The sequence below is a fragment of the Thermoanaerobaculia bacterium genome, from assembly GCA_035717485.1.
In the GTDB taxonomy this organism is placed as follows: Bacteria; Acidobacteriota; Thermoanaerobaculia; order UBA5066; family DATFVB01; genus DATFVB01.
In genome coordinates, this window is sequence record DASTIQ010000236.1 from 1 (window position 1) to 12,958 (window position 12,958).

General features: G+C 70.3%; 14 protein-coding genes. 2 read left to right on the plus strand and 12 right to left on the minus strand.

The features are described 5' to 3' along the window. The 12 genes from VFS34_12585 to VFS34_12640 all read right to left on the minus strand — a co-directional run. Positions 1-867 (minus strand): ammonia channel protein (locus VFS34_12585; GenBank protein ID HET9795288.1); only part of this gene is annotated, 867 nt, incomplete at its 3' end. 143 nt (positions 868-1,010) lie between these two features. Beyond that, positions 1,011-2,492 carry a glycine betaine ABC transporter substrate-binding protein gene (locus tag VFS34_12590; protein ID HET9795289.1) on the minus strand — a complete coding sequence of 494 codons (1,482 nt, stop codon included), beginning with the start codon at positions 2,490-2,492 and terminating at the stop codon, positions 1,011-1,013. Beyond that, positions 2,489-3,229 carry an ATP-binding cassette domain-containing protein gene (locus VFS34_12595; GenBank protein HET9795290.1) on the minus strand — a complete coding sequence of 247 codons (741 nt, stop codon included), beginning with the start codon at positions 3,227-3,229 and terminating at the stop codon, positions 2,489-2,491. Before VFS34_12595 ends, VFS34_12590 begins: the two co-directional genes overlap by 4 nt. Positions 3,230-3,325: 96 nt before the next feature. Then, positions 3,326-4,036: an LPXTG cell wall anchor domain-containing protein gene (locus tag VFS34_12600; GenBank protein ID HET9795291.1), complete on the minus strand. Its 711-nt coding sequence runs from the start codon at positions 4,034-4,036 to the stop codon at positions 3,326-3,328. Between the two features lie 74 nt (positions 4,037-4,110). Beyond that, a complete protein-coding gene (locus VFS34_12605) occupies positions 4,111-5,271 on the minus strand; it encodes a SpoIIE family protein phosphatase (protein ID HET9795292.1) in 1,161 nt (386 codons plus the stop codon). A gap of 13 nt (positions 5,272-5,284) precedes the next feature. After that, the gene (locus VFS34_12610; GenBank protein HET9795293.1) at positions 5,285-6,163 is read right to left on the minus strand and encodes a patatin-like phospholipase family protein; all 879 of its coding nucleotides are present in this window, start codon (positions 6,161-6,163) and stop codon (positions 5,285-5,287) included. Then, positions 6,160-6,498 carry an STAS domain-containing protein gene (locus VFS34_12615; protein ID HET9795294.1) on the minus strand — a complete coding sequence of 113 codons (339 nt, stop codon included), beginning with the start codon at positions 6,496-6,498 and terminating at the stop codon, positions 6,160-6,162. Before VFS34_12615 ends, VFS34_12610 begins: the two co-directional genes overlap by 4 nt. A gap of 2 nt (positions 6,499-6,500) precedes the next feature. Next, positions 6,501-6,932: an ATP-binding protein gene (locus VFS34_12620; protein ID HET9795295.1), complete on the minus strand. Its 432-nt coding sequence runs from the start codon at positions 6,930-6,932 to the stop codon at positions 6,501-6,503. A 29-nt stretch (positions 6,933-6,961) separates the two neighbouring features. After that, positions 6,962-7,336 (minus strand): response regulator, encoded by a 375-nt coding sequence (locus VFS34_12625; protein ID HET9795296.1) that lies wholly within the window; start codon positions 7,334-7,336, stop codon positions 6,962-6,964. A gap of 1 nt (position 7,337) precedes the next feature. Beyond that, positions 7,338-8,837, minus strand: a complete 1,500-nt coding sequence (locus tag VFS34_12630; GenBank protein HET9795297.1) for an ATP-binding protein — start codon at positions 8,835-8,837, stop codon at positions 7,338-7,340. A 135-nt stretch (positions 8,838-8,972) separates the two neighbouring features. After that, positions 8,973-9,902 carry a diguanylate cyclase gene (locus tag VFS34_12635; protein HET9795298.1) on the minus strand — a complete coding sequence of 310 codons (930 nt, stop codon included), beginning with the start codon at positions 9,900-9,902 and terminating at the stop codon, positions 8,973-8,975. A 152-nt stretch (positions 9,903-10,054) separates the two neighbouring features. Then, on the minus strand, positions 10,055-10,588 hold the full coding sequence (locus VFS34_12640) for a class D sortase (GenBank protein ID HET9795299.1): 534 nt from the start codon (positions 10,586-10,588) through the stop codon (positions 10,055-10,057). Positions 10,589-10,759: 171 nt separating this feature from the next. Here VFS34_12640 and VFS34_12645 point away from each other — a divergent pair, with 171 nt between their 5' ends. Further along, positions 10,760-12,238 carry an AlkA N-terminal domain-containing protein gene (locus VFS34_12645; GenBank protein ID HET9795300.1) on the plus strand — a complete coding sequence of 493 codons (1,479 nt, stop codon included), beginning with the start codon at positions 10,760-10,762 and terminating at the stop codon, positions 12,236-12,238. Then, a complete protein-coding gene (locus VFS34_12650) occupies positions 12,220-12,750 on the plus strand; it encodes a methylated-DNA--[protein]-cysteine S-methyltransferase (GenBank protein HET9795301.1) in 531 nt (176 codons plus the stop codon). The genes VFS34_12645 and VFS34_12650 overlap by 19 nt, the downstream gene beginning before the upstream one ends. Positions 12,751-12,958 lie beyond the last annotated feature (208 nt).

Below are 12,958 nucleotides of genomic sequence, written 5' to 3' on the forward strand. Positions count from 1 at the left end.
GCTCGGAAAGGCGGCGATGCCGCCGAGCGCGAGCGCCGAGATCGGACGGACGTATCCCGCCGCCGGCGTGACGGCGACGAGCCCGACCACGATCCCCGTCGCGGCGCCGACCGCCGTCGCCCGCCCGGTGCGCGACAGGTCGAGGATCGTCCAGACGAGGAGCGTGGCGATCGGAGCGAGCAGCGTGTTCACGAAGGCGAGCGCCGCCGCGCCGTTGGCGGCGAGCGCGCTTCCGCCGTTGAACCCGAACCAGCCGAACCACAGGAGGCCGGCCCCGAGGAGCGTGAACGGCACGTGATGCGGAAGAACCGCCTGGCGGGCGAAATCCTTCCGCGGCCCGAGCACGAGGCATGCCGCGAGCGCGGCGACCGCGGCGTTGACGTGGACGACGGTCCCTCCCGCGAAGTCGAGCGCGCCGAGGCCGGCGAGCCATCCGCCCCCCCAGACCCAGTGCGCGACCGGTGCGTACACGAAGAGCGACCAGAGCGCGATGAACGCGAGATACGGACCGAAGCGCATCCGCTCGACGACCGAACCCGAGATGAGAGCCGCCGTGACGATCGCGAACGTCGCCTGGTAGGCGAAGAAGAGCAGGTGCGGGATCGTGCCCTTCGCTTCCAGACCCACGCCGGCCAGGAACGCGTTCCGGAGATTCCCGGCGAGCGCGCCCCCGCCCGAGAACGCGATCGAGTAGCCCGCGAGCGCCCAGGCGACGCCGACCGCCCCGAGCGCGCCCACGCTCATCATCATCGTGTTCAGCGCGTTCTTGGATCGGACGAGGCCGCCGTAGAAGAAGGCGAGGGCGGGGGTCATCAGGAGCACGAGAGCCGTCGAGAGGAGGAGCCAGACCGTATCGGCGCTTTTCATGCCTCCGCAGTATAGCAAGCCTGGAGCCGTGTGATCATGAATTTTTGCACTTCATGCAGTAAAACGTGATCATCATCCAGACTAATCGCGATGATATTTGCGCTTTGACACGTAATTCGTGCACTTTATGCAGAAGTATCCGATCACTTCGGCCGCTCCTGCAGGCCCTTCGGGATCGCGATCCGATCGACGACCAGGAAGACCGCCTCGACCGCGAGCGCGAGGAGGGCCGCCGGAATCGCGCCCTGGAGGATCGTCGCGTGGTCGTTGAGGTTGAGCCCGGACAGGATCGGCTCCCCGAGTCCTCCGGCGCCGATCAGGGCGGCGAGCGTCGCGGTTCCGACCGCAATCACCGCGCTCGTCCGGATTCCGGCGAGGATCGTACGCGACGCCATCGGGAGGTACACGCGGACCAGGCGCGCGCCGGCGGGAAGTCCGAGCGCTTCGGCCGATTCCCGGATTCCCGGGGGGACGTCCTGGAGACCGGTCGCGGTGTTCCGGACGATCGGGAGGAGGCTGTAGAGGAAGAGCGCGACGACCGCGGTCGCGGGCGAGATGCCGAGGAAGGGGATCGGAACGAGCAGGGCGAGGAGGGCGAGAGCCGGAACGGTCTGGATCGTCCCCGCCGCGGCGAGGATCGTCCGGGCGGCCCATCCGCGCCCGGCCGCCGCGATGCCGAGGGGAATGCCGGCGAGGACGGCCAGCGCGACGGAGACGGCCACGAGCTCGACGTGCCGCGCCGTCCAGCCCGCGATTTTCCGCGCGGCCGAGGCCTCCGCGACGGCGGGTCCCCCGAAGAAGGCGTCGGCCGCCCGCCCATAATCGCGGGTGCGCTCCGCCTCGGCGTTCAGCCGGGTCATCTCCGCCTGGTCGATCCTCCCGGCGAGCCCCCGGAGCGCGGCCACGGCGGCGGGCGCGAGGGATTCCCGGTAGAGGAACACCGCCTCGTACCGGGGGAAGAACCCGAGTTCGTCGCGGAGGACGACGAGATCGTTCTCCGCGATGCGGGCGTCCGTCGAATACGCGTCCTTCACGTCGATCGCCCCGCTCGCGAGCGCCGCGTATCCGAGCGCATGGTCGATCCCGCGAACGTCGAGGGCCAGCCCGTAGCGATGCGCGAGAGGCGCCCACCCGTCCCGCCGCCCCAGGAATTCGTGCGTGAGGCCCGCCTTCAGATCCGGATGGCGCCGCAGATCGCCGATCGTCCGGATCCCCAGGCCCCGCGCCCGCTCGCGGCGCATCACGAGGGCGTAGGTGTTGTCGAAGCCGAGCGGATCGGTGATCCCGATCCCGGCCTGCGCGAGGCGCGGCCGGAGCGCGGCAACCGATCCGCCGGCCGGCTCGCGGACGATCTCCTCGGCGATCGTTCCCGTGTATTCGGGGTACGCGTCGATCGCGGCCGAGGCGAGCGCGCGCCACAGGATCAGGGTTCCCCCCATCCCCTGACGGTGCTCGGCCGGGATGCCGCGGGCCGCGAGCGCCCGCACGGCGATCTCCCCGAGCACGTACGACTCCGTGAACTTCTTCGACCCGATCCGGACCGGCGCTCCTTCCGCGGCTCCGGTCGCCGGCGCCGCGGCCGCGGCGGCGAGCAGGATCCGGAGCGCGGTCCCCGCTCTCCTCAAGGCGGAACTCCGCGCTGGGCGTTCACGAACGCCCGGACGAACGGAGTCGCGGGCGCGCGCCGGAAATCGTCGAGCGCCCCGTCCTGGACGACGGCGCCGCGGTCGAGCAGCACGAGCCGGTCCGAGAGGTAGGCCGCCTCCGCGAGGTCGTGCGACACGAGCACGACCGTCGGCGCGACGCGGGTGAAGACCTCCCGGAACTCCTCCTGGAGCTCCGCCCGGACGAGCGGATCGAGCGCGGCCATCGGCTCGTCGAGGAGGAGGATCTCGGGATCGAGGATGAGCGCGCGCAGGAGGCCGGCGCGCTGGCGCTCTCCTCCGGAGAGCTCGGACGGATACCGGTCGAAGAGGGCGGAGGGCAGCCGCACGAGCGCGGCGGTTTCCCGCAGCCGGCGATCGAGCTCGTCCGGAGGCCGGCCGAGGTGGCGTCCGAGGAGGAGCGCGTTTCCGCGCACCGTCAGGTGCGGAAAGAGTCCCCCCTCCTGGATCACGAATCCCGTCCGGTGCCGAAGCTCCTCGAGGCGCGACGCCGTGAGGGGCGTTCCGCCGATCCGGACCTCACCGGCGGTCGGAGACACGAGGCCGACGATCAGCCGGAGGATCGTCGACTTCCCGGAGCCGGAGCGGCCGATCAGGGCGGTCGTGCGCCCCGCGGGGAACGAGAGCGTCGTCGGTCGCAGGGCGACGGCTTCGCCGAATCGCTTCTCGACGCCGACGAGCTCGATCGCGGGGCGCAATCCCGCGATTATACGGACCGGAGCGGGGGCGGCGGAGCGGCGCAAAAAAAGAACGCCGGGCTTTCGCCCGGCGCCCTCATCGAACGGGAGATGGCTTCAGGCGGCCTTGCGGCGTCCGAAGCGAACCGCGGAAGCGCCCGCCAGAGCGAGCGCGCCGAGGAGCGCCACGAGCGGAGTCGAGCTCGCCGTCTTCGGGAGCGTCTTCGCTTCCGGAGCGGGGGCGGGCCTCGTCTCTTCGGGAGCCGGAGCCGGCGCCGGAGCGGCCTCGGCGACCGTGTGCTCTTCGCGCTCGGTCGTCGCCGGAGCGGCGGTTTCCGCCGGAGGCGTCGACTCGGCCATCGTCGAGGTCGAGACGGTCGGGGCCGGGGTCTGCGTCATCGTCACGTCGCCCCCCGTCGTCGCGGAGGCGGTCTTCTCGGCGCCGTAGGCGAACTTCTCGCCCCATTCGTCGCCGGGATAGAACCACGTCGCGACGGCCGGGTGGCCGTTGGCGGTCGTGTAGGTGAACTGCGTCTGGTTGTCCGAGGCCTGGTGGCTGTCGAGGCTTCGACGTTCCCGCGACGCGATCACGGTGCCCATGGTCTTGTTGTCGGAATTTCGCGTGACGACGACCTGCACCTTCTCGGCCTGGAAGTCGTTCACGTGAAGCGTGTAGGTGCCCGGGTCGAGCAGCACGCTGCCGACCATCGTCGGCTCCGAAACCGTCAGCTGGGTCGTTCGCTGGACCGAGCCGGCTCCCTGGGCCATCGCGATCGCCGAGATCCCGAGACTGAGCAGTAGAGCGGTGAAAATCCGTGTAGGCTTCATGGGCGTTTCTCCTTCAATGCACGGGAAATGCAAGCCCCGCGCCAAGGAAACGGCGTTTTCCCTCGTTTCTCGGGTCAGGGAAGGCGACGCACCGCGAGCATCGTCAGATCGTCGTAGCGCTCGGCGTCGGCGACGTGCGCCCGGACCTCGCCCCCGACCCGGTCGAGGAGCTCCGCGGCCGTTCCCGGACCGAGCAGGGCGAGCATCCGGTCCCGTCCGAAGAAGCCGGCGGCGCCCTTCGCATCGGTCACGCCGTCGGTGTACGCGAACAGGGTCTGACCCGGAGCGATCGAGGCGCTGCCGACGGCATAGGCGGATTCCGGGAGCATTCCGACGGCCGGTCCGGTCGGCGAGAGCTCGGCGGCGACGCCTCCCGACGCGGAAAGCACGAGGGGCCCCTCGTGTCCGCCATTGACGTACTTGATCTCGCCCGTGGCGGCATCGGCGACGGCGAAGAAGACCGTCGCGAACATGTTGGCCCGGCCGTGCGTCCGCGCGATGTAGTCGTTGGTCCCGACGACCGCCCGCCGGACGACCTCCTCCGAATCCGCCGCCGCGGCCGCCGCCTCCGCCGTCGAGCGCAGGAGGCTCCGGAAGAGCGCCATGAAGAGCGCGGCGCCCACCCCCTTGTCGCAGACGTCGGCGATCGCGAGCGCGATGCGCCCGCCCGGCAGGAGAAAGGCGTCGTAGAAGTCGCCGGCGCACTGGCGCGCCGGCTCGAAGAGCGCCGCGATCTCCCAGCCGGACGGCTCCGGCAGACGTTCGGGGAGGAAGGTCGCCTGGATGCGCCGGCCGATCGCGAGCTCCCGTTCCATGCTCTCCGCGTAGAGCCGCTCGCGGTCGCGGAGCCGCTTCTTCTCGAGGGAGGCGCCGACCCGCGCCTTCAGCACGACCGGATTGAAGGGCTTGGGCAGGTAGTCGTCCGCCCCGAGCTCGATGCAGCGGGCGACCGTCTCGGTTTCGTCGCTCGCGGAGATCATGACGACGGGGGTGTTCCGGAGCTCCGCGTCCTGCATCCATTCGGCGAGAACCTGGCGGCCGTCCAGCTCGGGCATCATGACGTCGAGCAGCATCAAGTCGTACTTCGCGGCCCGCCCGCGTTCGAGCGCGCGGCGGCCGTTCTCGGCGACGTCGACCGTGTAGCCCTGCCGCACGAGCCGGCGCGCGAGCATGTCCCGGTTCATCTCGTTGTCGTCGACGACGAGGATCCGGGCGGGAAACTCGGCGGCGCTCACCGGCGCGCGCCCTTCATCCGCGCGAGGCGCCCGTCGCCGGCTCGGCGAGGAGGCGCCGGAGGTACGGCAGCTGCTCCTCGGCCGCGCGCTCCCCCTCTTCGATGATGTACGGGATCTTCTCGGTGTCGAAGAGCCGGATCCGCTGGGAGAACTGCGGGATCACCGGAATGACCTCCGCGTGGTGGGCGAGGTTGTGGAAAGCGAACCGCGACTTCAGCAGGTTGTTCGTCATGATGCTCGAGAGCTGGAACGAGAACCGCGCCGGGGAGCGGATCGCGGTCTGGTACGGGCTCTCGAATCCCATCGCGACGATGATGTCGGCGCCTTCGCGGATCGCGACCCCGACCGGGAGGGGATCGGACATGAACCCGTCGATCAGGAGACGCTCTCCGATCTTCCACGGACGGAAGATGAACGGGATCGCGATCGACGCGCGGATCGCGTCGACGACGTTCCCTTCCGACAGGACGACCTGTTCGCCCGTGTGGAAGTCCGTGGCCGTGAGGTGGAGGGGCGTCGGCATCGCCTCGATCCGCCTTCCCCCGAAGACGTCCTGGAGGCGGCGCATGACGAGGCGGTCGTTCTTCAGGCCGAAGTCCTCGCTGAAGCCGAAGATTCCCGGAAGGATCGCCCGCAGCAGGGAAGGCGTGTGGCGGCGGCTCGTGATCTCCTGCGTCCAGAGCTCCCGCGTCATGCGCACCGCATCCTCGGTCTCGAATCCGGCGGCGAGGAACGTCGCGTAGATGCTCCCCCCGCTGCAACCGACGACCATGTCGACGGCGATGTGCTCGCGCGCGAGGACGCGCTGCATCCCGAGCGCGGCCGCGCACTTCACGCTTCCCGACCCGATCACGAGCGCGATGCGGCGGCGGGAAGGGGCTGGAGCGCTCATCCGACGAAGCTCCCGACCGCGGCTTCGACGGTCGCGAACGCCTTGAGGATGCTCGTGAATCCCGAGAGATCGAGGACGCGCTGGACGTCGGGACGGATCGCCGCGAGACGGAAGTCGCCCCCCTGCTGCCGCGCGTCCTTCAGCGCCCCGAGGAGCGCCCGGAGGCCGGCGCTGCTGATGTATTCGACCCCCGCGAAATCGGCCACGAGGCGGATCCGGCCGGCGCGCACCTGGGCGCCCACCGCGTCGGAGAGGTCTCCGGCGGTCAGCCCGTCGACGCTCCCGCGGATCGCGACGACGCTGATCGGGCCCGATTCGAGGATCGCGATCTCCATCTCTACCCCTCCGTGCCGTCCCGAGGCGCGGCTTCGGTCTTCTTGACGAGAGTCAGCCGGTTGCCCGCGTCGGGGCGCGCCTCGTACCGGACCTCGTCGACGACGCTCTTGACGAGATGCCACCCGAGGCCGCCGATCCGGCGCTCCTCCCACGAGGCGTCGAGGTCCGGCGAGGGAGCGTCGTCCGGCGAGAACGGCGGCGCGAAGTCCGTGATCGTGACGACGAGGCGGCTGCCGTCGCCGGAGACGCTCACCTCGATCGGACCGGGCTCGCCGCCCGGATAGGCGTGGCGCATCAGGTTCGTGCACACTTCCTCGACGGCGAGGCGCAGCGAGAAACAGGAGGAGGCGTCCGCACCCGATCTCTCGCACGCGTCGCGGACGAAGTCGACGAGCTCGGGAAGATGGTCGAGGGTGCCCGGGCGGCGAATCACCGCCGCGCTCCCCCCGCCGGCGTCCGCCGTCACGGAGAGGCCGCCGGGCGCGAGAGCAGCGCCTCGATCTTGCGCAGCAGCCGGTCGAGGTCGACCGGCTTCGTGTCGAAGTCGTCGCAGCCGGCCGCGAGCGCGCGGTCGCGATCGTCGGCCATCGCGTGCGCGGAGAGCGCGATGATGGGGATCCCCCGCGTCGCCGGCACCGCCTTGATCTGCCGCGTCGCCTCGAAACCGTCGAGGATCGGCAGATTCAGATCCATGAGCACGAGATCGGCGCTTCCCGCCCGCGCGACCGCCTCGCCGCCGTCGACGGCGCCGTCCACTTCGTATCCGCGGCGCTGGAGCCGCCGGGTGAGCATGTCCCGGTTCATGTCGTTGTCTTCGACGAGCAGGATTCGGCTCACGTCAGTCCTTCGAAGGACCGGTCTTCCCGGCGAGCGCCCGACGCCGTTCCTCTTCCTGCTCGACGAGGGCTCGGAAGTTCACGCGGTGGATCGACGTCGCGTCGCCTTCCTCGTTCCCGACGTCGGTCGGCAGCCGGACCGTGAACGTCGACCCCTTGCCGTACTCGCTTTCGACGGAGACGTCGCCCCCCATCATCTGGCAGAAGCGCTTCGACAGCGCGAGGCCCAGCCCGGTTCCCCCGTATTTCCGGGTCGTCGCCGCGTCCGCCTGGGAGAAGGCCTGGAACAGCTTCCCGAGCTGCTCCGGGGTCATGCCGATCCCCGTGTCGCTCACCCGGAACGTGATCCAGTTCCCCTCTCCGTCGGTCTCGCGCGCGACGACCAGGGCGATTTCCCCTTTCTCGGCGAACTTGCTCGCGTTCGAGAGGAGGTTCAGGAGGATCTGCTTGAGCTTCGTGACGTCTCCCTTGAGCGAACCGAGCGAGGGGTCGCAGCGCACGACGAAGCGGTTCCCCTTCTTCTCGACGAGCGGAGCGGCGGTCGACGCGACCTCCTCGACGAGCTTCGCGATCTCGAACGTCTCGACGAAGAGCGACATCTTGCCGGCTTCAATCTTCGAGAGGTCGAGCACGCTGTTGATGAGCCGGAGGAGGTGCTTTCCCGACGTCCGGATCTTCTGCAGGTCGGCGACGAGGTCTTCCGGGTCGCCTCCCGCGGCCTCTTCCTCGAGGAGCTCGCTGTATCCGATGATCGCGTTGAGCGGCGTCCGGAGCTCGTGGCTCATGTTCGCGAGGAAGGCGCTCTTGGCCCGATTCGCCGCTTCCGCCGCCTCTTTCGCCTCCTCCGCCGCGGCGCGCGCCTGTTCCACCTGCCGCGCCTGCTCTTCGAGCTGGACCTTCTGGTCCTGCACCGCCTGCTTCGTGCGGAGCACGCGCTTGGTCTGGAGATACGAATGGAGCGCGAAGACGGTCGAGAAGCAGACGATCGCGAGGACGCTGAAGACCGAGGTCACCGGGCTCGACTCGAGGTTCAGGTGGAGGCCGAAGGCGAGGACCGAGACGGCGGCGCCGGCGATCATCGCGCCCAGGCCCCGCAGAGACAGCCGCAACCCGCCGATCGAGAGGTTCGCGGCGTTGACCGACGTGAGGAACGCGATGCACGGAAGGAGGGAGAAACCGGTGAGGGCGGCGAAGAATCCGATCATGAACGAATCGACGAGCATGCAGCGAAGCTCCGCCGCCTTGCTGTCGCGGCTCCGCATCCCGATGAGATACGCGGCATGCGGCCACATGAAACCGTAGACGAACGCGAGCGCGAGGAAGCCTCTCCCGCGCCCGGCCGAAACGAAGAACGACTCCATGACGAGAAAGACGACGAACGTCGCCGGGATTCGGACGAAATAGTCGAGACGGACGATCGGATGGACCGAGCGGGCGGGGCGCGCGTCTTCCCGCGGCGCCGGCGGGAGCGCCGTGTCGGCGGGTGCGGCGGTATCGCTCATCGACGCGGCTTCATCCAAGGATCGACTCCGGATGATACCTCCGCCGCACGGCGGCGGGAACGGCCATGCGTCGGGGCGGCCGCGGCCGGTGACGGCGTTTGCTTCGAGGCAGGGAGCCGATGCCGGCGCGCCGGGCTACGCGTCGGCCGAGGCGGTCTTCTTGCGCCTCTTGTGGTCGTACATCCACGCGTCCGCCTGGTCCATCAGGTCCTCCAGACGCGCGCCGGTGTTCGGATCGGAATAGGCGAGTCCGACCGAGAGCGACAGCGGAACCGGATCGATCCCGGCGAGATTCTCGGCGTCGATGTTGCGCTGCAGGCGATCCACGATCGCGCGCGAATCCTCGAGCCCGCTCGCGAGCGAGAGGATCGCGAACTCGTCGCCGCCGAGGCGGGCGAGGATGTCCGACTCCCGGAACGTCCGACGGAGCGTCCGCGCGGCCTTCTTGAGGAGGTTGTCCCCCTGCGCGTGGCCGTAGGCGTCGTTGCACTCCTTCATTCCGTCGACGTCGGCAAAAAGGAGGAGGACGGGCTCGTTCAGCCGTCCCGCCGTCTTGAGCTGCTGCTCCGCGGCTCCGAGGAATCCTCTGCGGTTGAAGAGACCCGTCAGGTCGTCGCGGATCGAGAGCGCCTTCGCCTCGGCGAGCAGACGGCTGCGCTCCATCGCATATCGCAACGACCGGACGAGGATGTCCCCGTTGATCTCGTTCTTGAGCAGGTAGTCCTGGACGCCCGCCTTCGCGTTCTCCTCCGCGAGCTGATCGTCGTCGATCCCGGTGAGGATCACGATCGGAACGTCTCCGGCGACCTTCTGCAGGGTGCGGGGCGCGACGGCGCCGCGCGCGTCGGGGAGATTCAGATCGAGGAGGACGACGTCGAAGTGGCGCTCGTCGATCGAGGCGAGCGCATCGGCGAGGCGCGTGACGTGGGTGACGCGAAAGCGGGAGCCGCTCGCGGACGTGAGGGTTTCCCTCAGGCCCGAGGCCAGCGGCTCGTCGTCTTCGACGAGGAGCACGTCGTACGCTCGCGAAGGAGCGGCCCGATCCTCTCGGGGGGTGGAGCTCATGACCGAAGAGGGAGCAAATTCGATACCACCGCCGGATCGGTTCGCGACCTCCCGGCGCCCGGCGCGCGAAGCGCCGGAAAGCCTCGACGGAACGGTGAGAATCGGCGAGGGTCCCGCGCCCGGACCGGGCCTTGCCGCCGGTCCGCGGTCGATCAGCCGGCCGGGGTCCCCGAGTCCGCGGCGCGAACTTTCTCCGCCGGCCGGGACGGACCGGAGGCGCGCTCCGCGTCGGTTCTGTGGGCGCGGACGATCAGGCGCTGCGGAGCCTGGCCGATGTAGTCGAAGGGATAGCAGGTGATGAGCGTCAGCGTCGGGTCGGGGGTCGGATCGAGGACGGCGACGTCGGTCACGTCGACGACCTGGATCCGATCGACCGCGTAGTGGAAGACTCCTCGGGGCGTCGTGACCGTGATCGCATCCCCCTTGCGCACGCGGCGCAGCCCCTTGAAATACCCGTACCGGTGCGCGGCCAGGGCGACGTTTCCGGTCGGGCCGGGAACGGCCGTCCCCGGGACGTGGCCGACCGCGACGCGGAGCGTGTCGTCGTCGGCTCCCTCGCGGATCGTTCCGGAGACGCCGAGGCGCGGAATGTCGATCCGGCCGTCGACGAGCGGCGGAGAAGCGTGGGCGGCGGCAGCAACGGCGAGGAACAGAAGGGTACCGAGATTCCCGGGGGAGAGTTTCATTGCGGCGGAGGATACCGCGGCGCGCGAGCGCTTGCACCGTCCAAAAGTACAGGAGGGCTCGCGCCTTCCCGGGGCGGAGAACGGAGAGCGGCTCCGACCCTCCGTCGGCGGCCTCGCTGCGATGTCCGATTTCCGCTAGTCGAATGCCGCCCCTGTGCTTCAATAGCGCGCATGGCACTCGACGCTTCCACCTGCTACCGCGCTCTCGCCGCCCGCGACGCCCGCTTCGACGGACGCTTCTTCACCGGCGTCACGACGACCGGGATCTACTGCCGTCCCGTGTGTCCCGCGAAAACGCCGCACCGCGAGAACGTCCGGTTCTTTCCCTGCGCGGCCGCGGCCGAGAAGGAAGGATTCCGGGCCTGCCGCCGGTGCCGTCCGGACGCCGCGCCGGGAACGCCGGCGTGGGCGGGGACGTCCGCGACGGTCGCGCGCGCCCTGCGCCTGATCTCCGACGGAATCCTCGACGAGCGCCCGGTCGAGGCGCTCTCCGGCCGGCTGGGCGTCGGCGAGCGCCACCTCCGCCGCCTGTTCCGGCACGAGCTCGGCGCGTCCCCCGCCGAGATCGCCGCGACGAGGCGCATCCATTTCGCGCGGCGCCTCCTGCGGGAGACCGAACTTCCGGTCGCGGACGTCGCTTTCTCGGCGGGATTCGGAAGCATCCGGCGATTCAACGAAGCGTTCCGGGAGGCGTTCGACTGCACTCCGGGCGTCTACCGGCGGACGAGCGAAGATCGCCCCGCGGCGGATCGCGACCTCACGCTGCGACTCCCCTACCAGCCCCCCTATCGGTGGGGCGACCTCGCCCGGTTCCTCTCGGCCCGCGCGATTCCCGGGGTCGAGTCCTTCGAGAACGGCGTCTACCGGCGTTCCTTCACCGACGGGGAGTTCGCGGGAGCGCTGGAGATCCGGCCCGCCCGCCGGGACGACGCCCTCGAGCTGCGGGTTCCTTCGGTCGGCGCATCGGAGCTGCTCGCGATCTCCGCCCGCGCGCGCCGCCTCTTCGACGTGGACGCCGACGTCGCGACGATCGCCCGCGATCTCGCCCGGGACCGCGAGCTCGCCCCCGACGTCCGCCGCGCGCCGGGAATTCGGGTTCCGGGCTGCTGGGACCCGTTCGAGATCGCCGTCCGCGCGGTCCTCGGCCAGCAGGTGACGATTTCCGCGGCGACGACGCTCGTCGGCCGACTGGTCCGGGCGCTCGGAAGGCCTCTCGCCGTCCCCGCCGGAGCCGTGACCCATCTCTTTCCCCGTCCGGCGGACGTCGCCGGTGCCGACCTCGGCGGAATCGGCGTTCCGGGGCGGAGGGCGGCGGCCCTCCGGGCGCTCGCGGGCGCCTTCGCTCGGGGCGAGATCGACGCTCTCGCGGCGCGGGGCGTCGACGCATTCGTCGAAGGACTGACGCGAATTCCGGGAATCGGGCCGTGGACGGCGCACTATGTCGCGATGCGCGCCCTGTCCGAGCCGGACGCGTTTCCCGCGGGAGACCTCTGGCTCCGCCGGCTCGTCGTCCCCGGTTCGACGCTCTCCGAGGCGGCCGTGGAAGAACGTTCCGCGGCGTGGCGTCCCTGGCGGGCCTACGCCGCTTTCTACCTGTGGCGCCGCGGCGCCGAGAAAAAGGAGAGAACCTCATGGAAATCAGCGAACTGAACGTCGATTCCCCGCTCGGTCGGCTCCGGCTCGCCGCGACCGACGCCGGGCTCTGCGCGATCCGCTTCCCCGGCGGATCCGAGTCCCGCTCCCGCGCGGACCTGAAGGTCGCGCCGAACGCCGCCCGCGAGGAGCTGCTCGACAGAACGCGACGGGCGCTCGACCGATACTTCGCCGGTGCGCCCGAAGACTTCGCGGAAATCCCCCTCGATCCGGGCGGTACGGCCTTCCAGCAGCACGTCTGGGACGCTCTTCGCGCGATTCCGCGCGGAGAGACCCGTACTTACGGGGAGATCGCGGCGGCGGTCGGCCGGCCGCGAGCCGTGCGGGCGGTCGGAAGCGCGAACCGGGTCAATCCGATTCCGATCGTCGTGCCGTGCCACCGCGTGATCGGAAGCGACGGCGCGCTCCGGGGATACGCCGGACGGCTCGACCGGAAGGAGTGGCTCCTCCGCCACGAGCACGCGCCGGGCGCGACCGGCTCGGGAAGGGAGCAGCCGCCGCTCTTCTAGCGCGCATCCTGACGTGGTCATGGCGCCAGACGCGAGCCGCACGGCCTTGCGGGCGGTCCCGGGGCGTACGGCGCGGCTCCGCGCCCGACGGCTCAGGCGGCGAAGCGGCGGACGGTGTCCACGAGCTGCCGGGGCGTGTACGGCTTCTTCAGGCAGAAGACCGCGCCGAGCGTTTCCGCTTCCGACTCCGCGTTCCAGTCGGCCGTCG

Coding starts and splice junctions, on each gene's coding strand:
- VFS34_12600 (HET9795291.1), bottom strand. CDS start 4,036: ATGAAGCCTACACGGATTTTCACCGCTCTACTGCTCAGTCTCGGGATC.
- VFS34_12610 (HET9795293.1), bottom strand. CDS start 6,163: ATGAGCGCTCCAGCCCCTTCCCGCCGCCGCATCGCGCTCGTGATCGGG.
- VFS34_12615 (HET9795294.1), bottom strand. CDS start 6,498: ATGGAGATCGCGATCCTCGAATCGGGCCCGATCAGCGTCGTCGCGATC.
- VFS34_12630 (HET9795297.1), bottom strand. CDS start 8,837: ATGAGCGATACCGCCGCACCCGCCGACACGGCGCTCCCGCCGGCGCCG.
- VFS34_12635 (HET9795298.1), bottom strand. CDS start 9,902: ATGAGCTCCACCCCCCGAGAGGATCGGGCCGCTCCTTCGCGAGCGTAC.
- VFS34_12640 (HET9795299.1), bottom strand. CDS start 10,588: ATGAAACTCTCCCCCGGGAATCTCGGTACCCTTCTGTTCCTCGCCGTT.
- VFS34_12645 (HET9795300.1), top strand. CDS start 10,760: ATGGCACTCGACGCTTCCACCTGCTACCGCGCTCTCGCCGCCCGCGAC.
- VFS34_12650 (HET9795301.1), top strand. CDS start 12,220: ATGGAAATCAGCGAACTGAACGTCGATTCCCCGCTCGGTCGGCTCCGG.